Here is a 21,039-nt window from a genome sequence, read left to right on the forward strand (position 1 = left end):
GCTGAGATATGAGTATTACCAAAAGACAACGTGAAATCGTGGAGTTTCTGCTGGAGCATCCACATGAAGTCACTGCCGGCGAAATCGCCGTTGAAGTTAAGGTCAGTACCCGAACAGTTCACCGGGAGCTGCAAATGATTGAACAATGGCTTGAACCTTTGGGCATGAAGCTGGAAAAAAAATCAGGAACCGGTATCCGAATTGATGCCGGTTCCGATGATCTGGCTGTATTGCGCCATCAACTAGAGGGTAAAGAATATGTAGAGTTTACGCCGGAAGAGCGTAAGCTCTTCATGCTTTGCATCCTGCTGGATGAACCGGAGCCTGTAAAGTTACTCGCCTTGGCTTCGGATCTGAAAGTGACCGTATCCACCGTAACCACTGATCTGGACGATCTGGAGTCACGAATTCGTCAGGCGGGACTGAAGCTGGTTCGCAGACGTGGATATGGCGTCAAGATTAACGGAAGTGAGACGATTCATCGCACAGCCATAGCTGCACTTGCTCTCGAATTTCTGGATGAGTCCGACCTATTCGGAAGACAGCCAGAACAGGGAGGCTCCATCGTAAACCAAAAACTGTTGGATATGATTGGGCACGGTGATGTGCTTACGGTCGAGAATGCGTTATGGCAACCAGATATCGAATGGCTGGAGAACATCCCGGAACGCCAATACATGAAGTTGCTGATTCAATTATCCGTAGCGGTTGTACGGATTCGTAAAGGCTTTGGCATTGGCCGTATACCTCCCCTGGTGAACAAGGTAGATGAAGTCGCAGAGCAGGATGAAATGAAGGTTCCACCTTATATGGCTTCCCGCTTGTGTGGTGTGTTATCCACCCAGCTGGGGCTGACATTCTCCCAAGATGAGCAAGCTTATTTTCATAGACTATTAATTGAGACAGAGCAGCGGATTCACTCTTCGCGGCTGTTGCCAATAGACGACTTGATTTTACTGGACAGGGTACATTCACTGATTGATCAGATGCAGGCGAGAACGCATTACGCCTTTCATGAGGATCGTTTGCTTCGTGAAGGTTTGCTTGGTCACATGCAACCTGTAATGGAGCGAATTGAAGGACAACAGATGATTCGTAATCCGCTTTTGCAGCAGATTCGCAAGGATTATGATTCACTTTTTGAAGATGTCAAAAAATCTGTGGGGCAAGCTTGGCCAGGCACAGACGTTCCCGATGAGGAGATTGGTTTCTTGGTTATGCACTTTGGAGCTTCCATCGAGAGGTTACGTGCATTGAAACGGGAGATCAGGGCGATCATCGTGTGTACAAGCGGAATTGGATCATCACGCATGCTTTCCAGCCGATTATCCAAGGAGATTCCCGAGATTCGGATCATGGATAGCGTGTCCTGGTACGAGGCTGCCCGGATACCTACAGATCAATATGATCTGGTCTTATCCACTGTTGATCTACCGATGGATGAGCATCAGTATTACAAAGTGAGTCCACTGCTTACCGCGGAAGAGAGCGAACGTCTGCGTCATTTTATCCGAACAACAACATTACAACGACAGCATAATAAGCCCCGTGAAGCAGAGGTTCAGACGACAAGTCATTACTCTGACCCGGATGGAATGGAAGCTATTTTAGTTGAAATCGTCCGAATTATTGGTAAGTTTCAGGTTTATCCGCTGGATAACCAGGATATCGGATTCTATAAAACGGTGTATGCGATGTGCAACGTACTCCATGGAACTGGTGTGTTGAAGGAACCGGGGGAGATCGCGAAACGGTTGGAGGCACGTGAGGCAGTGGGGAGTCAGAAGATTCCCGGCACAAGACTTGCGCTGTTTCATACACGCAGTGAGGGAATTTATAGGCCGTCCATTAGCTTGTTTCAGCTCACTGAGCCACTCCTTCGTACACCGGATGATCCGGCTGGAGTTACCCATGTCCTCTTGATGCTTGGTCCCAGAGAATTATCCAAGGAAAGCCTGGAGGTTCTCAGTGAGATCAGCGCCCTGTTATTGCAGGAAGAAATGATTACATTGCTGGAAAAAGGAATCAGGGATGAACTCATTCATTACCTGTCCCAGGAACTTGTTGGATTTTATCGCAGTAAAACCGAAATTGGAGGTCAACCATTATGAGTATGTTAACAACAGATAAAGTCATCATGAACGCGACGGCTCAGGACAAATACGAAGCGATTCGTATGGCAGGACAGATTTTGAAGGATGCGGGACATATTACCGCTGATTACATTGAAAAGATGATTGAGCGTGAAGAGATTGTCTCGACCTATGTAGGGAACGGCCTGGCTATTCCACACGGTACGAAGGAATCAAAAGCTTTTATTTTATCCACAGGTATCTCTGTCATTCAGTATCCTCAAGGTGTTGATTTTGGCGAAGAAAAGGCTTATATGGTCATTGGTATCGCGGCTCAAGGCGGGGAACATATGGAGATCCTGACTAGCATCGCGGTGATCTGTGCTGAGGATGAGAACATGGAGGCCCTGCGTCTAGCCAAAACAGCCCAAGAAGTTATCGCAATTCTGGAAAGTGAAATGGAGCTATGAAAGCCCTACACTTTGGCGCAGGTAACATTGGACGCGGGTTTATCGGATTGATCCTCTCCCGTGCGGGCTATGAGGTGGTTTTCTCCGACGTGAATCAGACCTTGGTAACCGCTCTTCAGCAACGGGGGCAATATACGGTGGAACTGGCTAACGAGAGCAAGGATCAGGAGACCGTCACAGGTGTAAATGCAATCGATGGAACCCAACTGGAGACGGTTGCCCAAACCGTTGTGGAAGCGGATCTGATTACAACTGCAGTGGGCGTGGGTGTGCTGAAACATATTGCACCAGGTATTGCGAAAGGACTTGAGAAAAGATTAAATTCCGGTCCTGCTCAAAACCCGCTTCACATTATCGCTTGCGAGAACGCCATTGGAGCCAGTACACAGTTGAAAGAGCATGTATATGCTCTGCTTGATGAAAAGGTACGTTCCCTTGCGGATCAATACGTTTATTTTCCAGATTCAGCCGTAGACCGGATAGTGCCTATTCAGCATCATGAAGACCCGTTGCATGTACAGGTGGAGCCTTTTTACGAGTGGGTGGTGGATCGTTCCCAGATGGCTCCTGCATTCAAACCGGTTGAGGGCATTCTATATGTCGATGATCTGGAGCCGTATATCGAACGGAAGTTGTTCACTGTTAATACAGGACACTGCGTTGCAGCTTATATAGGTAATGTGCACGGGTATGACACGATTCAGAAGGCTATTGCCGACGAGAAGGTGAAATCGATTGTATACGGTGCTTTGCAGGAAACCGGAAAAGTTCTGGTGAAACGGTTTGCATTCAACCCGGAAGAACATGAGCAGTATATTGTCAAAATATTGGGACGGTTTGTCAACCCGTATCTTACCGATGAGGTTACTCGAGTAGGTCGTTCCCCGCTGCGCAAGTTGTCTCAAAATGATCGTCTGGTTCGCCCGGCCCTTCAGGCATATGCGGATGGAACTGATACGACTTATCTGGCTATGGGTATGGCAGCAGCCTGCAAGTTCGATGTCTCCGATGATCCGGAAGCAGTTGAACTGCAGAACATGATCCGCCAGAAGGGGATTACAGCTGCACTGCATCATTATACGTCCATGGATGAGCATCATCCGGTGCTTGAACAGGCTGTTGCCCAGTATAACCAAATGTAAGAACAGTAGCAGCCAGCTAACAGTATAGATGAGGCATAATGAAGAAGAGCCATACAGTTGTTAACTGTGTGGCTCTTCTTTTTGTTGGCTTTTATCGGCATATTCGTCCAAACAGCGTTGACATATGCACGATTTTCGGCGCTGCTCTGGCGGAATGCGGTCAAACACACCCTCGGGGAAAGTAGCCCGGTTACACCAGCATTCCGAATGAGGATGTCCTGCGGCATAGGAACAGCGATTAGCTTCCCCGCATAATGGGCAGACAAGAACATCGATATGGATGTGCTCTTGATCGTCTTGTTCTGCAGACATTCAGTTCTTCCCTCCCTGTGCAATAGCTACGAGCTGAAGTTAAACATACTGGTCCCCAGTATAACAGAAATGTGCCGGTGATTATGGATTTCGCTCTGTATATATGACTTCCAGTTCACCACATCTGTTTCTCCCATCGGCTATTCTTCAGGCGGTAATTCGATCTGTAGGCCTTCCACATGTTTGCGTCCCATCAACTTACGCTTCTTTCGATTTTCCTTTGTTTCTAGCACAATGTCCAAGTCATAATCGTCACCCGGATAAAGCTCATCGGCTGATATATGCAGGGTCAGGCGTTTCTTATGGATTTTGACTTTGCGTCCTCGCAGCATGACCCTGATATTTCCACGGCTATCCTCCACATCACAGACGATGCCCGACTGATTAAGATAGGCCGCATACACCCGATCCCCTTTGCGAAAAGTTTTGGCAGGAGCAGGAGAATCCGACTCTCTAGTTGTTGTCTTTTTGTGGGGACCGATTGAATCCTTTGACTGTTTCGACTGGTTCCGCTTGGATAACTCTGCTGGGCCGTCTGCTTCTGCAACGGAACGATCAGGCGTCAGGGCCGGATTTTCCAAAGGAGGTGATGTGAACACGAATGTACGATCTCTTGAAATACTTTGATTGGACAGGGACTTGGATCGCTCGATAATTCGCTGTGGCATGCCCAGCTTTAATGCGATGGAATAAGCATAGCTCTCACCAGCTTCTCCGATACGTAATCGATACAGCGGCTGGAGAGAAACGGTGTCAAATTCCATACGGGCATTTTCGAATCCTGGCGTGGCAGCTGCAAAATGTTTAATTTCACCAAAATGTGTTGTCGCTACAACGGTTGCTCCGCGGCTGTGAAGTTCCTCCAGCATGGCGATGGATAGTCCAACACCTTCACCGGGATCTGTGCCGGAAGCCATCTCATCAATGAGCACCAGAGTTGACGCATTGGCCTGTTCCAGTATGCCAATCATATTGCGAATGTGTGCAGAGAATGTACTGAGTGCTTGTTCCAAACTCTGCCCGTCACCAATATCAACTGCTACCTCGTTATAAACAGCCATCTCGCCACCTTCCTCCACCGGAATAAGCAAACCCGATTGCATCATCAGGGTTAACAAACCAAGTGTTTTGAGTGCGACCGTTTTACCCCCTGTATTCGGGCCCGTTATAATGAGCGACGAGTACGTTTTGCCGATTGCAAAATCAAGGGGGACCATGGAAGAACCCATGAACGGATGACGTGCACGTTGAAGGCTAATGTGGCCCTGAGTATTGACTCGAACGGTACGTCCGTCCATGGTGGCCGCATATTTGGCTTTGGCAAACAGGAAGTCCAATACACCTACCGTTTCGGTGTTCAGGGCGATTTCACGGTTATACGATTCGGCCAGGGAGGTTAAATCACCGAGAATTCTCATCTCCTCTCGGGACTCCTCCGCTTGTAGAGCGGCCAATTCCATCTGTAAACTTACTAATTCAACAGGTTCGATATATACGGTTTGCCCGCTCCCGGATTCATCCAGTACACTGCCTTTCACCTGTTTACGGAACTCTTTCTTAATGGGCAGAACCGTTCTTCCTCCCCGTTGGCTGATGACATGTTCCTGCATAATGGAGCGATGTTTACTCACCAGAGAATCAAGTTTTCGTTTCATGCGTTCCGCATTGACCGTTATTTTTTTACGAATACGAATGAGTTCCTTGCTCGCCTGATCCTGAATGCGTCCACTATGGATGCAGCGCTCAATCTCACTCAGCAAAGGTTCGATCAGAATCATGGATGCTGCATAACGACTGACGGTGGGAGCGGCCCCAGATTTGCCCTCCATGTACTTCATGAGTTGTGCACAGCTCCGCAGGAACTGAGCGAGATGACTGAAGTCGCGTTCACTGAATAGATAACCGGTGCCAAGCAGATCCATAATGGTTTCCATTCCGTCGAGTGAAGGGAGGGGAATACTGGCCCCGAAGCGAATCAACGCAGCCGCTTCTGCAGTTTCTTCCAGGCGAATCTGAATAAGGTGAGCATCTACCATCGGTTTTAGTTCTCTCGCATAACGTTTGCCCAGGTAAGACAGGGCGCAGTTTGCAACGTTTTTTTGAATTTGTGGATAACCCAGACTGTTTAATGTGTTTTCATTCATGCGTAATCTCTCCTTGAATTTGAATTGTAATTTCAGTTGATGCGCTGAAACATATTCCTGGAAAACGCAAAAAGGGCGGAGAATGAACAAACGTCATTCTCCGCCCTAAACATATGGGAAAGCAAAGTCCACTACAGGTCTATATTAAAAAATCCGCGCTGAACTCAGCGCGGAAATAGACCCGGACAATGACAATCCCGGAGGCGATTTATGATATCCGCTGTTCTTAACTAAGTACAGGGATCTGGCGCATCATGAAATACACGTATGCCATATGGGCACAAGCGCAATGAAAGGCCAAACTCCTGAATATGAAACTTGGTTAGTTAAGAACATTCACCGACATTAAAAATCTCTCCTTTGATTGAGGAATATGCAACCAATATAAACTGGAAATTGGTTTGAAGTCAACCTTTAGAATAAATGAGTGGACTTGAATAAGAATGGGTTTTAAAATAACAATAGTAAAATAATCCAATGAAAGCGATTTATTTTAATAAACACACGTATAAAGGAGGATGCTCTTCTTGCCTAAGTATTTACTGCGTTTGCTCTGTTTTACCCTGATCCTCGGAGCCCTTCCGGTCATTGTTATTGGTTCGGTCTCGTATACGATTGCATCACGTGACATTGAACAGAAAGTACGTGAAAGCAATCTTCAGATATTGCATCAAACCCAAATGCGGGTAGAACAAGTTCTGCGCAGCCTGCAATTATCATCCATCCAGTATGTTAATTCGCCCTTGGTACTACAGGCGATGAAGAAACCACTAGACAGCAGCGAGTTTCAGGAGATTCGTGATCTGACATCTGGTTTTAACAACTTGCAAGCGGTTACGAACATTGACCAAGCCTATCTGGTTAATCTGGATGAAGATTGGGTTGTTTCGACGCGTTCTTTTGGCAAATTGGATGATTTCAGTATTCGAGACCGAATTGGCTCCTACCTAAGTTATACCAACAGCCTGTTCTGGGTCACTCAGAATGCCAGTTCAGCCAAAGAAAGTGTACCTGTGTCAGCAGGTATGGGTGAACTAACACCCGAACAGGCACCTACCCTTATATCATCGGATAATGTGGTCAGTATGGTATTCAAAATCCCGATGATACCAACCAATGTGAAACCAAAGGGATTTCTTGTGATTGATATCGCCGATACGGAACTGAGTACCTACTTGAGCCGAAATACGAATTCTGGAGATATGTACGTTCTGGATCGGGAGCAGAAGTATTTTCTGAACGATATGCAGCAAGGCGGGAAATATGACGCACTGAATAAGGAAATTCAGGAAATGGTACAAACGACGGCCCAGTCAGAGGGTTTCTTCAGTGCGGAGGTGGAAGGTAATCAAGTGGCGGTTAGTTATAGGCAATCTCCGCTCAATGGCTGGTTATACGTGTCGGTTGTATCTCTTGGACAGATTACGGCCCAGTCACAGAAAATTGCACTGGTCACCGGTATCGCTACACTGGTCATGTTATGTGTAACGGGATTGTTCGCCATATACGGCAGTCGGCGGATGTACTCACCGATCTCCAGACTGCTGCAATTTACGAAGGGGTTGGATTCCCCAGTTGCTCCGTCAGGACGCCGTCAGGATGAATTTATCTATATTGAGGAGCAATTGTCAACCTTGTTCAGCTCGGAGAAAACGATGCGTGAGCAGATGAAGGGGCAGCATGTGCACCTCCAAGAGTTTTTTATGACCAAACTGCTCACAGGCAAAATCTCGGAAGAGGATTTCAGATATCAGGGAGAATTGTACGATTTCCCGACAGGGTGGGCAAATCTTGGCGTACTCATGCTCCAGATCGATACCTTGGAAGGGACCCGATATGAGGAACAGGATCGCGATCTGTTGCTGTTTGCTGTCAACAATATGGTAGGTGAGCTCCTTCCTTCAGCAGTTCGGTTCACTCCGGTCATGCTGGATGATGCTCAGGTCACCGTTCTTGCCTCCGAACTGACGGATGAGGTGAAGCTGAAGGAATGGATGCATACCCAGGCAGACTGGATTCGCGAACGTGTCGTGACCTATCTGAATCTGCCCGTAAGTATCGGCATCAGTCGTTCTTATACTTGTATCGGAGATACGCCAAGAGCGGTTCAGGAGAGCCGAGAGGCACTGCAAGGCCGGGTTAGTCTGGGCAGCCGTATTATTTTACATTACGAGGATATACAGCCACGTGGTCAGATGGAAGCTGCGTTGTATACCCAGTTACGCATGATTGAGGATCAGCTTGCTTCTGCGCTTAAGCAAGGAGATGAAGAGAAGACAGACGCCTACTTTAAGCAATATTTGGGACTTCTTGCAGACAAGAAGCTTCATTTCAGTGAATATCCCGTCATTATGGTTCAGTTATTGTCTCGTGTATATCAGCTTGTGCAGGAGCAAGGCGGAGATGTAGCCGAAGTGCTGGGTGAAAAAGCATCCATGGCACATTTGCTCAAGTTGTCCACATTGGACGAGATGACCAATTGGTTCCGCAAACGGCTGTTCCTGCCCGTCATCCGTTTCTGGCGAGAGCAGGAAGAATCCCAATACATGAATATTGCGAGACGTATGATTCGTTTGATCGAGGAACGTTATGATCGTGAATTGTCGCTGGAAGCCTGTGCCGCAGAGCTTAATTTCCATCCTGTCTACTTAAGTCGGGTTTTCAAGAAGGAAGCGGGAGTTAATTTTACGGAATATCTGGCAGAGTATCGTATGGAAAAAGCAAAGACATGGCTGCAAACGACAAATCTTAAAATATCGGAGATTGCCGAGAAATTAAACTATACCAATCCAACCGCATTTATCCGTACGTTTCGCAAAATTACAGGAACAACCCCCGGCAAGTACCGGGAGCAGCAGCGATAAGACAAACCTGCTCTGCCTGCCATGGCAGGCAGGCTTTTTCATGTCCAGATGAAGAAAGAAGACCGCTTTTCTCCATGAAGTTAAGACAGGAATATGGAGGTTGAAAGCAGTTCATTTCACCTTTAGATTCTGTGAGGGAAATGGGCTAAAGTCTTGCTACATAAGGAAAAACAAAAGGCTAAAACGAGACGATAGCCAGTCATTCGTTTATCCTCCACAATGAAGACATGAATTCAGGAAGTGATATTTTGTAATCGTTTCCAATGTGGGGAGGAAGACAATATGAAAGCCGAAACGGCGGCACGAACACGGCCCGCTACCCGCAGTGACAAAAACCTGCTGTGGAGGGACATTATCAAAAACCGGTGGCTGTATATCATGTTAATACCGGGTGTGCTTTACTTTGTTATTTTCAAATACATACCCATGTATGGCATCACGATGGCTTTTCAGGATTACACGCCTTACAAGGGCATCTTGGGGAGTGACTGGGTAGGGTTCAAACATTTCCAGCGTTTCTTCGGAGAACCGCAGTTCTGGACATTGTTTCGAAATACGTTTTTGCTTGCCATTTACAACATTGTGTTCTTTTTCCCACTGCCGATTGTACTGGCACTCATGATGAATGAGGTCCGCCGTGAACGCTTCAAACGATTTGTACAAACGCTCGTCTATGTTCCACACTTTGTTTCCTGGGTTGTTGTTGTCGGTGTGTTCTACATGCTGTTCACAACCGAGGGTGGTGCGATTAATGAATTGCTCTATAACCTGACTGGACAAAAAGTGGCGTTCCTGCTTGAACCAGGTTGGTTCCGAACCATGATTGTTGGACAATCCATCTGGAAAGAAGTTGGTTGGGGCACAATTATCTTCCTGGCGGCGCTTTCCGGTGTTGATACACAGCTCTATGAAGCTGCACGGATTGATGGTGCCAATCGTTGGCGCCAAACCTGGCATATTACGTTGCCGGCCATTCGCAGTACGATCGTGATTTTGCTCATTCTGCGTCTGGGCAACTTCCTGGATACAGGCTTTGAACAGATCTTCCTGATGCTGACTCCGACAAACCGGGATGTGGGCGAGGTATTTGATACCTACGTGTACACGAAGGGGCTCACACAGGCACAGTACAGTTATAGTGCTGCTGTCGGATTGTTCAAATCGGTTGTCGGGCTGGCACTTGTCCTTGGTGCCAATACGCTGGCCAAAAAATTCGGGGAGGAAGGCGTCTACTAACTCTCGGGAGCAGACGTTCTTCACCAGACAGGAGTGAACATTAAGATGCAACAGGATAAAACGTGGGGCAACCGGATCTTTGATTTTGTGAATCACGGCTTGCTGCTGTTGATTGGTATCGTAACGGTCATCCCGTTCATTTATATTTTGGCTGTCTCATTTACCAGTCCGCATGAAGTGGCTAAGGGAGGATTCATTCTTTTTCCAAAAGAGTTCTCTCTGGCCGCATACCGTTACATTTTCTCTACAGATACCTTGATTCGCAGTCTGGGTGTATCGGTCTATATTACGGTGATTGGTACCTTCATCAACCTGCTGTTTACATCACTTATGGCATATCCGCTCTCCAGAAGATATTTGCGTGGACGCCAGCCAATTTTGCTGGGTGTATTGTTCACGATGCTCTTCAGTGGCGGGATGATTCCAACATACTTTGTCGTGAAATCTTTGCACCTGACGGATACGTTATGGTCGCTGATGCTGCCTACCGCTATTAGTGCATTTAACTTGATCGTACTCAAAAACTTCTTCCAGGCCATTCCCGACGAACTGGAGGATGCAGCCAAAATTGATGGATGTAACGATGTCGGCGTATTGTTCCGGATTGTTCTGCCTTTGTCCATGCCAGCGATGGCGACATTTTCACTCTTTTACGCGGTGGCCCACTGGAACAGTTTCTTCAGCGCTGTTATCTATATCAACGATAGTGAGAAGTGGCCTGTTCAAGTCTGGCTGCGTGAGATAGTCATTCTGGCACAGAGTCGAATCGGAGACACGAGTATTGAAGAGACCGAGATCCAGCCGCTTACCATTCGCATGGCGGTTATCGTATTCTCCACAATCCCGATTATGCTGGTGTATCCATTCCTGCAAAAGCACTTTGCAAAAGGAGTGATGCTGGGTTCGGTGAAAGGTTGAGTCGGCACATGGTTCAAAGTCAGTTCAATATGACTGCATAAAAAAGGGAGGTTTTCATGTTATGAAAGCAACAAAAAAGAAAGCCGTAGCTGTCTTGAGCACACTGGCACTGGTGACAGGTTTGCTGGCAGGATGCGGATCAGATGAGGGTCAGGCTGCCGAGGGCGGCGTACAAAATGTGTCCATAGCCATTGCACAGGTGGGTGATGTGCCAAGCAAAGGCAATGAAGTTCAGCAAAAGATTGAAGCGTATACCAATACCAAACTGGATATCCAGTGGATTCCGGCTTCGGCCTATAATGACAAAATTAACGTAATGATCGCTTCAAGCGATATGCCAAAAATTGTGAAAGTGCAATATAACCCAACGGTGACCAGCGCGATGCGTAATGACGTGTTCTGGGAAGTGGGGCCTTTGCTGAAAGACTACAAAAATCTGTCGGCACAGAACGAGCGTTTTTTTGACAACATCAAGGTAGAGGGCAAAATCTACGGGGTTCCGGTATTCTCCGATATTGCGCGGGCTACAGTGATCTATCGCAAGGACTGGTTCGAGAAGTTGAATCTTAAGGTGCCAACAACACCGGATGAATGGTATGAAACGATCAAAACACTGGCCACCTCCGATCCGGATGGAGACGGTCAGGATAATACGTTTGGACTGATGCTTTTCAAAAAATATAATGAGGACCAATACTCCTTCACAACGCGCCTTGGCGTAAGTTTTGGTGCTCCTAACAAGTGGAAGGTCGAGGATGATGGCAGCTTCACGCCGGAATTCATGACACCGGAATATATGCAGGTGCTGGATCTACTGAAACGTTTGTACGATGAGAAATTGCTAAATCAAGACTTTGCCGTATTCGACTCTACGGAAGCGGAGAAAAAGTATGATTCCGGTGTTGTCGGTATCCGTGTTGGTGTTGCTCAGAACGGAAAAAGTCAGCAAGAGCGTTTGTCCAAAAACAATCCGGATGGTGTGGTAGACATCGCTGGTTTGCTTGGAGCGAACGGAGATCGTGTTGCAGGACAGACGGGTAACTCGGGAATTCTGGCATTCCCTAAATCAACGGTGAAATCGGAAGAAGAACTCAAGAACCTGCTCTCCTTCCTGGATAAACTGATGGACCCTGAGATGGCGACCCTGTTGATGCGTGGTATGGAAGACAAACATTACACCAAAGTGGGCGAAGATCAGGTGGAGATGAGTGACTTCGATGCATTCCAGCGTGAAGTGAAGCCTTACCGTGACAACCTGCCTTATGTCGAAGGATATAACGTACCGAAGTTGAAGGATACCGAACTGGGTGAAAAAGGTACGGCACTTGCCAAGGAACTGGCGGAGCATGCTGTGCCAAACCCTGCGCTGACGTTATATTCTCCAACGTATGGTGACCGCGGGGCGGATCTGGATCAGGTGATTGCCGATGCACAAACCAAATACATTATGGGCAAGATCGATCAAAGTGGCTGGGAAAAGGAAATCGAGAATTGGGGCAATGCTGGTGGAAACAAGATTCGTGAGGAATATGCCGAAGATTACAAAAAACAGGCTCAATAAAGAGCCGGAAGCGGAGGCTTGATCATGAAAGAAACACTGCAATTCACATCGGTGCGCATGGCACAGCAGTTCATGGAAAGTTATCGCAACCATGAGCTGTACTCCACTTGGCATTATGAGAATGGCTGCCTGCTGAAAGCACTGGAGGAGCTGTACACACACACGGGGGAGCAAAAGTATTTTGACTACATCCGTGAGCTGATGGATCATTTTGTTCAGGACGATGGCTCCATTCGATCCTATACGATCGAGGAATATAATTTGGATCAGATCAATCAGGGTAAATCGTTGTTCCTGCTGCATGAGAAAACGGGAGAAGAAAAGTATCGCAAAGCTGCGGAGTTGCTTATGACTCAGCTCAAGGGACAGCCACACACAAGTGAAGGCGGATTCTGGCATAAAAAGATTTACCCTTTCCAGATGTGGCTGGATGGATTGTACATGGCCACTCCATATCTGACCCAGTATGGCGCAGTGACAGGCGAAGAGAAGTGGTTTGACAAGGCGGCTCTGCAGCTCTTGCTGGTGGAGCAACGTACACGTGATCCGCGTAGCGGTCTCTTGTACCATGCCTGGGATGAGAGCAAAGAGCAACGCTGGAGTTCTGGAGAGACCGGATGTTCTCCACATGTCTGGAGTCGGGCGATGGGCTGGTATGTGATGGCGGTTGTGGATACATTGGATCACCTCCCCGTAGATCATCCGCAGCGCGGGCAGATTGTGGGTATCTTCGAACGGGTAGCAAACGCACTAGTGCATGTGCAGGATCAGCAGACCGGACTATGGCCACATTTGTTGGATCAACCGGGACGTGAGCGGAACTATTTGGAGGCTTCTGGGACCTCGATGTTTGTCTATGCATTGGGCAAAGGTGTACGTAAAGGATATCTGAGTGGCAAGTTCAAAGCGGTTGCGGAAAAAGGATATCAGGGTCTGCTACAGCATCTGCTGCAAACGGACCGTGAAGGCGTGCTGTCCTTGACGCAGTGTAATGGCGGAGCCGGTCTCGGAGGAAGCCCGTATCGTGACGGGTCCTACGAGTATTATGTGACCGAGTCCATTCGGATCAATGATCCGAAGTCGGTCGCTCCGTTCATTTTGGCGGGAGTGGAGATTGAACTTTACAAGTCCAACTAACATGTACATGAGAACGTAGAGGACAGAAATAACTTGAGGAAGCGAAGCGTTCGCCTAAAAGCTTTCTGAAAGAAAGCTGCATCGGAAGCATAGGCTTATCCCCGGATTTTCCCCTTTGTTTAGAAGGGAATCAAAAAATCTGGGGATAACAGCGATCTGAAGGTTGTTCTGTCATCGGAGTGGTCTGTGTACATAACCTTATCCAAAAGGAGAGATGGTTCATGAGTCCAAAAGGTCCAATGTCCCGTTTAGGCGGAATCGTTGTAATTGGTGCAATGTCCGCTGGATTGCTTGCAGGTTGCGGGGGAGAAAAAGCGCCTGCTGCAGGGGAAGGTAAACTTCCCATTTCCATCTCTTTAATGCAGGTAGGTGATATACCGGCCAAGGAGAACGGGATTGAGCAGAAGATTGAGGAATATACGAATACGGATGTCAATGTACAGTGGATTCCGCAGTCTGCTTTTGATGATAAAGTGAACGTTATGGTTGCTTCAGGCGAGATGCCTACCATTATGCGTGTGAATTATGTACCGACAACGTTTAATGCCGCCAAAACGGGATTGTTCTGGGAACTGGGGCCATACTTGAAGGATTATAAAAACCTGTCTGCCCAATCCGAAGCTTATTTTAACAATATCAAAATTGAAGGCAAGGTTTACGGTATTCCAAACTTCCGGGATATTGGACGGACTGCGATCGTGTATCGCAAAGACTGGTTCGATACATTGAAGCTGGACATACCCAAAACGCTGGATGACTGGTATGAAGTGATGCGCTCTATTCGTAAAGATGACCCTGACGGGAATGGTAAGGAAGATACGTATGGTGCACTGCTCTTCAAAAAGTATAATGAGGGTGTCTCTTCCCCGCTGACGCGGATCGCTGTAAGTATTGGCGGCGTTAACAAATGGGGTGTGGACGATGCTGGGAGATTGACTCCGGAGTTCCTGACCACCGAATATGTGGATACGATGAAGCTCTTCAAGCGACTGTTTAGCGAGGGATTAATTAATAGTGACTTCCCTGCGCTGGATCCTTCTGATGCGGACAAAAAAATGGATTCGGGCCTGGTTGGCATGAAGCTGAATGGTGTGGCCCAGAACGGAAAGTCCTCTCAGCAACGGCTTACGCCTAATGCTCCGGACGGAGAGATTGATGTGGCTCCGTTCCAAGGAACCGATGGTATTCGTATCGCCGGAGAGCCAGGAAACTATGGAATGCTGGTCATCCCGAAGGCATCCGTTACGGATGAGGAGCAATTGAAACAAGTTCTCACGTTCCTGGACCAGTTGATGGATGAGGAATTAAGCACGTTGCAGCTCCGTGGATTGCTCGATGTGCACTACACCAAGACTGCGGATGGGAAAACCGAACTCAAAGATTTTGACGCTTATCAGCGTGAAGTGAAGCCATATCGTGATAATTTGTTAAGCATTGAGGGTTATAATGTGCCTGAACTGGTTGATGTTCCCATTGGTATGAAAGGTACAAAGATGGCGCGTGAGAATGAGCAGTACGCCATTGCCAATCCGGCACTTACATTATCTTCGGCGATCTATACCGAGCGTGGTCAGGAGCTGGACCAGATGATCTGGGATGCGCAGACCAAGTACATTATGGGTAAAATCGATGACGCAGGTTGGGAGCAGGAAATCGCAAGCTGGAGAAAAGCCGGTGGTGATCAATTGATCACGGAACTCGAAGCGTCCTATAAGGAATTGAACGGAAAATAAAGCTGGCTGAAATAAAAAAAGGTTGATCAAATGGAATGATATGGTTTATTCTATGAGTGAGTTCATTTTTCCAATATCATAAGAAAGACCACACCCTTAAAGCATAAGGCTATGAATCTGCGGATTCATGGCCTTTTTTTGTGTTTTAGGCGAATGAAGTGGGTCTATGGAAGGAGCGTTGCACGCCTTGAAGTGATGGGGATGGTCGAAAAATAATACCAATAGCCTAGTACAACATGGTAGAATATTGATTATTATGACAAATTTAGGTTTTGGTTATGAAGAGAAGTGACTAGCTTGACCAAGTAAAGCATCCCCATACTAAGGTACATAGGAGCGTGAGTAGATTGAAGAAACGAATTGAAGGTCATGAGAAGAAGAAAAAACGGAATGTTTGGATCGTCGGATTGGTAACGACAGCTGTATTGGCAGCAACACTATTACCGATTGGCCCCGTACATTTGACGTCAACAGCGAATGCTGCATCGGGAATAAGTGACACGGCCCTTAGCAAGTTCAAAGATATCAAGGGTCACTGGGCTCAAGCGACAATTGCCAAAGCTTATGAAAAAAATCTGATCTCTGGTTACCAGGACGGAACGTTTCGTCCCAATGGCAAAATCACGCGTGGGGAATATGCGACAATACTCGCCCGCGCGACTGGACTAGAGAAGGTAGAGGGGCAGAATCCCTTTGCTGATCTCAAGGGACATTGGTCTGAAGCGGCGGTTAACCAGCTTGTAGGACAAGGGTTCATTAACGCTGGCGATTACGCCAAAGGATTCAATCCAAATGCGGAGCTAACGCGTTACGAGATGATGAAATGGATTGCCGATGGACTGATTAAGTCCGGAACCAGCTTCCAGGATGCTTTTAACGATTCAAAAAATACGCTGCTTCCTACACCGGAAGTGAATCGTGGCACGATTCGTGCCGAGCAGGTTCCGTATCTTGCCCTTGTTCGTGGGACAGGTATTGTCGGTGGATTCCAGGATGGCACATTAAAACCAGCGGATTCCACCACTCGTGCAGAAGTATCAGCCATTTTGCTGCGTTATATGGATGTGGAGGGCACGGACGCCGGGAAGTACAGTGACCTGAATGAGATGAGAGAGGTCGGTACGACGGGTACGAATTTAACGACAATTAGTGATTATTTTTATACTAAGAACTCTGTCAAAGTAAGTGATATATCAAAAGAAGAAATTAATTTATCCAATAAATCTGGTGTAGTTACACTCCATAGATATATCGTCATAGATGTTACCCAAGGTAAAGCAAAAGGTATCTATGCACCATTATTTATTGGTTCAGAGACACATCTTTTCAAAGGTAATTATATGGCTTTTGCAGATATATCTTTTACATCAAAAATTGAGAAATCCAATCTAATCACATTTAATGGAGGCTTATACAATGGTTTTTTACAGTTTAATCGATTGGACCTTAAGCAAGCATCCAAGAATGGCCTAGTTACTATTCCAGAAAGTTCAAGGGATTTGATAAAAAAAGATGTGAAGAAGAGATTTTGGATTACATCCGTTTTAGATGGTGAAAATGGAGCATATTCCTTTAATCAAAAAAGTGAAAATATACTAAAAATTCAGAATATGTAAATCAAACTTAATGGTGGTGGAGATATTTTTGTGTGCCCATGTTGAGAAGAAATCCTTAATTTTTATCTCAATTTTTCTTATTTATATGCTTTTTTTTCATTTCACATCCTCAATTGAAGCTTCAAGTTCAGATTCGTATGGACCTAAAAAGCAAAAAATATCTAATACTGTACAATCTGAAAAAAGAATAGCGAATCCAGGTGTTTACTGGTATCAACTTGATAATGGTAATTTCAGGGCAGACCATACTTCTGGACCAACTCTCTCGGAGAACCTTAATGCTAATTCATGTTCTAAACCATACCCAGCTGAGAGGGATATACCTAACGAAGTTGATTTTTCCAGATGGCCAGCTGAACAATGGCCAGAGTTCCAATCCCAAAGAATTTCACAGCGAATGGTAGAAAATATTCGGATTAAGAGTGTAGATTATCAAACAAGCAATAAGCAGTTATTCTATACTGGGGTTGGTACTACGGTTATTAGAGAAGGTAGTACCATAGTAAAAATCATTACCAAAACAGGAGGTTCACACCAAGTAACGGAGTGGAATGATTATGAGAACGGTGGTAGAACAAATCAAGGTTGTCTCAAGCAAGTGGTAGCCTACCATACGCCCATGGATATCATCTGGGAAGGTGATCTGGTTGAAGAGAAAGAGATCGATGTAACACCGGATTCGGTTATGACTATTGGACAAACAAAGCAGATGAAAGCCGAAGTTAGCACAAGACATTATGGCGAAACAGATTTTAATGGGGGCATCGACGTATCGCGAAGAGAGGCAGAGATCAAATGGTTTTCTTCTGACGAGACGATTGCGAGTATAGAGCTCAAAACAGGGATGTTAACAGCCGAAAGTCCGGGCACGGTCACTGTGCGTGCGATCTGGAACAATGGTACATATCTGATCTCGGATACTGCCACCATAACAGTCACGTCTGAGCCAGGACTTGTTGTGAATCTGCCGAATGCTTGTAAGGCCAATACGACACCTTTACAGGCAGAAGCAGTTTTAACAAAACCGGATCGCTCTGTTCATAAACTGACGGCTCATCCCAAATTGACGTGGCAGAGCTCGAATCCGACTATAGCCACGATTGGTGCTGATGGCAAAATCACAACAAAAGGGATCGTGGGTAGCACTACCATCAAAGCCCATTTTCTTGATTCAGCTCAGCAACTGGATGAACAAGGAACTCAGGTGCTTGAGGTGAAGGACTGCACGGATAATGGAGAAGGTGGTAATGATGGCGATCCGGGGGGCGACCCTGCGAACGCTTGCCCTGTGACTATCAGCCCACCGAGTAGAGGCACGGTTATTGAAGCATCGGTTATGGACCCGTCTGTTCGAGGTGTGTTGAAGGCAGACGATCGGGGATCTGAGAAGTTCGATGTTACCCGTGGTATTCCGACTTCGGAAGATCTCTATGCCAATGTCTTGGCCAAGGAATATCTGTTTCAGCACCGTTGGGTTAATATGACAGGGACGGTGACTTACACCGTTAAAGTGAAAAGGGTTTATCATAAAACCTGGACGATCCCGGGAAGAGCATCTAGTGGTGAGGGGGATCCAGGAACACCTCCTCAGCCGAGAGAACGTGATGTGCCTGGGGATAAAACGATGCAAGTAACAAGGACATATAGCTATTGGCAGATCGATAACCTGGAGGTATACAAGTTAAATGAGGCTAAGGTCTCTAACTATGCATTAGGCGGTTATGGTGACACCGTGACCCTTATGCCCATTGCATATACACCACCGACTTTGCAATCGGCTATGGATACTATGGTTACCAGTCATGTGAAACCTGCACCATGTCGAGAAATTGATCTTGGCATCAAAGGGGTCCCAGGTGGTTCTACTGAACCCTCTACGCCAGATGAAACGTCATTGTTTCAATCTGAAGCTGAAGCGGAGGTTAGAGAGAACACCGTTAATAACGACAAGGTAACCTTTAATGGAGCAACGATTGTTGATCCTGCTCCTGTGGAGAAAACAGCTCCAAGACCTGGGACGATCCCGCAGCCTGGCATGATCGGAGACGATGTTCTGTACCTGAACCGTCTGACGATCAAAAACACATTGTTGAACGTAGCTAACCAGCCGACCACGGGTGAGATTACGTATGGACTTCTCCCTGGCAATGTTAACGGAGGGCAGGATCAGAAATTCCCTATTCTGGGCATCAACTCGGTGACGGTACATACTCCAGTTGTGAACTATGCTTGGGTGTCAGATGATCAGCCTCATAATCAGAAGACTACGCCAGATCCGACCAGAGCTGCACTTATTTTAGAGCGTCCGTTTATTGTACGCATCCCAACTTCAGGGCAGCATCTGGATGTAGCGAGTTACCCTGGGTATGGAAACCATGATTATGCGAAATATTTCCGGATCAAACAGGTTCGTTTCCCATTCGATGTTTATAACGGTGCCAGAAGTCAGTTTATTCCGGCCATGACATGGGTGGATATTCCGGTAAATCAGTTGGACACCCCTTTTTATCTTCCTGTATGGGTAGATGAAGGGAATTACCAGATTGAGTTTCGTAATATCGCCGAAAATGCACCGGCAAACTTCACAGAACAACAGGATGCCAATACGAATCTGACTCATCATGTCGCAGCAGATACCGTTGCGATAGAGGTTATCGGACGATTGTATGATTTTCACATCACCGATATTTCAGACTACAACTGGGAGAATGTGTTCCGCAAGCGGATAGGCAGCTCCGAACCAACGGGTGTGAGCTACTGGGCCGGAGGAAACAGTATAGACGGAGATCCCCGAGGTAATTTGGCTCCCTTTGTACTTCCCATTCGTCCCGGCAGTCATCCGGTACAGGGTTTCCGAAATGCTGCAGTGAAGACAGGTTACCATTTCAAGTTTGATCTGAAAACCAAGGGCAATATGTTTGGGAAACAGGATGGTATCCGAATCACGCCGACGTTCTCTTTTGTGAGTAAAGATGGCACCAACCGGCAAGAAGTGGATTTATACTACCATCGAGGACAGGATCGACTCATTCGTATCGGATCGGCACAAGATTTAGAAAAACGTTTTGTTGTCCTGAACTCACGGTTGCGGAATGTCCCCGGTACGGAGTTGGGTGATACAGCGCGTTATCAGTATACCTATGAACTGTCGGCGGAGGAACGTAATCAGGGTACAATGGCGGAACATATGGTTCGTTTCGTGGATCAGACCTCTCATCATAAAACGTGGGTAGGTCGTTATGACTGGATGATTCTTCCTTCACAGATCCGCACACTCATTGGCCCAAAAGCAGATATTCCCTCCAGTGTTAATGTGGATCGGGCGAATGCAGCGATTCAGCGCTGGTATGGGGAATATAGCTTGCCAGCAGATGTATATGCAGTGCCCAAAGGAACCGATCTCGAGTCGCTTGCCAGACAAAACCGGTTGGATGAGAAGGCAACGGTATTTCTGAGGGGCGGTTACATTGTGGTTAACTTCAATATCGAAACATTGCGCAGCGGCAATACGAATGCACCCCATCTGCAATATATTCATGCACCGTTGATGAATCAATGGCAAATGGAAGGTTTTGATAACAGCCCGGTAGATGGTCAGGGGAGAAGTTGGCCGATGCAAGATGGGGACGTGGTTTTGTACCACGCGGATCAATCCAGCCGAAATGATTTCCAATCCCAGGTACCACATTAGAGAGGTATCGTTTTACCCATAAAGAAGGCAGGCGTCATGTGAATCTACATGACGTTTGTCTTCTTTTTTGTGTAATTTGGATTATGGTCGGGCAGCAGAACGGGTATAAAGGGTAAAGAGCACTCGTACCATCCATATTCATC

General features: G+C 46.8%; 13 protein-coding genes. 11 read left to right on the plus strand and 2 right to left on the minus strand.

Features of this window, described 5'->3' with window-relative positions; genetic code table 11:
- Window positions 1–8 precede the first annotated feature (8 nt).
- The 3 genes from NSQ38_RS12340 to NSQ38_RS12350 are packed head-to-tail and all read left to right on the plus strand — an operon-like array spanning window position 9 to window position 3,684.
- Complete coding sequence (locus NSQ38_RS12340; RefSeq protein WP_339789484.1) at window positions 9–2,111, plus strand: BglG family transcription antiterminator; 2,103 nt, start codon at window positions 9–11, stop codon at window positions 2,109–2,111.
- Window positions 2,108–2,542: a PTS sugar transporter subunit IIA gene (locus NSQ38_RS12345; protein WP_339789486.1), complete on the plus strand. Its 435-nt coding sequence runs from the start codon at window positions 2,108–2,110 to the stop codon at window positions 2,540–2,542. Before NSQ38_RS12340 ends, NSQ38_RS12345 begins: the two co-directional genes overlap by 4 nt.
- Window positions 2,539–3,684, plus strand: a complete 1,146-nt coding sequence (locus tag NSQ38_RS12350) for a mannitol-1-phosphate 5-dehydrogenase (protein ID WP_339789488.1) — start codon at window positions 2,539–2,541, stop codon at window positions 3,682–3,684. The genes NSQ38_RS12345 and NSQ38_RS12350 overlap by 4 nt, the downstream gene beginning before the upstream one ends.
- A gap of 60 nt (window positions 3,685–3,744) precedes the next feature.
- Here NSQ38_RS12350 and NSQ38_RS12355 read toward each other — a convergent pair whose 3' ends face one another.
- Complete coding sequence (locus NSQ38_RS12355) at window positions 3,745–3,996, minus strand: cysteine-rich CWC family protein (RefSeq protein ID WP_133385867.1); 252 nt, start codon at window positions 3,994–3,996, stop codon at window positions 3,745–3,747.
- A gap of 140 nt (window positions 3,997–4,136) precedes the next feature.
- Window positions 4,137–6,140 carry a DNA mismatch repair protein MutS gene (locus tag NSQ38_RS12360; RefSeq protein WP_339789491.1) on the minus strand — a complete coding sequence of 668 codons (2,004 nt, stop codon included), beginning with the start codon at window positions 6,138–6,140 and terminating at the stop codon, window positions 4,137–4,139.
- Between the two features lie 527 nt (window positions 6,141–6,667).
- Here NSQ38_RS12360 and NSQ38_RS12365 point away from each other — a divergent pair.
- The 8 genes from NSQ38_RS12365 to NSQ38_RS12400 all read left to right on the plus strand — a co-directional run bounded on the left by NSQ38_RS12365 (window position 6,668) and on the right by NSQ38_RS12400 (window position 20,896).
- Window positions 6,668–9,004: an AraC family transcriptional regulator gene (locus NSQ38_RS12365; protein WP_339789493.1), complete on the plus strand. Its 2,337-nt coding sequence runs from the start codon at window positions 6,668–6,670 to the stop codon at window positions 9,002–9,004.
- A 282-nt stretch (window positions 9,005–9,286) separates the two neighbouring features.
- Window positions 9,287–10,240, plus strand: coding sequence for a sugar ABC transporter permease (locus tag NSQ38_RS12370; RefSeq protein ID WP_017686861.1), 954 nt, complete (start codon window positions 9,287–9,289; stop codon window positions 10,238–10,240).
- A gap of 45 nt (window positions 10,241–10,285) precedes the next feature.
- The gene (locus NSQ38_RS12375; RefSeq protein ID WP_133385864.1) at window positions 10,286–11,158 is read left to right on the plus strand and encodes a carbohydrate ABC transporter permease; all 873 of its coding nucleotides are present in this window, start codon (window positions 10,286–10,288) and stop codon (window positions 11,156–11,158) included.
- A 61-nt stretch (window positions 11,159–11,219) separates the two neighbouring features.
- A complete protein-coding gene (locus NSQ38_RS12380) occupies window positions 11,220–12,719 on the plus strand; it encodes an extracellular solute-binding protein (protein WP_062835837.1) in 1,500 nt (499 codons plus the stop codon).
- Between the two features lie 24 nt (window positions 12,720–12,743).
- Window positions 12,744–13,856, plus strand: coding sequence for a glycoside hydrolase family 88 protein (locus NSQ38_RS12385; protein WP_339789496.1), 1,113 nt, complete (start codon window positions 12,744–12,746; stop codon window positions 13,854–13,856).
- 221 nt (window positions 13,857–14,077) lie between these two features.
- The gene (locus tag NSQ38_RS12390; RefSeq protein WP_339789500.1) at window positions 14,078–15,589 is read left to right on the plus strand and encodes an extracellular solute-binding protein; all 1,512 of its coding nucleotides are present in this window, start codon (window positions 14,078–14,080) and stop codon (window positions 15,587–15,589) included.
- A gap of 347 nt (window positions 15,590–15,936) precedes the next feature.
- Window positions 15,937–17,205: an S-layer homology domain-containing protein gene (locus tag NSQ38_RS12395; RefSeq protein ID WP_339789503.1), complete on the plus strand. Its 1,269-nt coding sequence runs from the start codon at window positions 15,937–15,939 to the stop codon at window positions 17,203–17,205.
- Window positions 17,206–17,602: 397 nt separating this feature from the next.
- Entirely contained in the window at window positions 17,603–20,896 is a 3,294-nt protein-coding gene (locus NSQ38_RS12400) for a DUF5704 domain-containing protein (protein ID WP_339789505.1), read from the plus strand.
- Window positions 20,897–21,039: the final 143 nt, after the last annotated feature.

Origin of the sequence: Paenibacillus sp. FSL R7-0313 (assembly GCF_037969885.1) — a bacterium.
In the GTDB taxonomy this organism is placed as follows: Bacteria; Bacillota; Bacilli; order Paenibacillales; family Paenibacillaceae; genus Paenibacillus.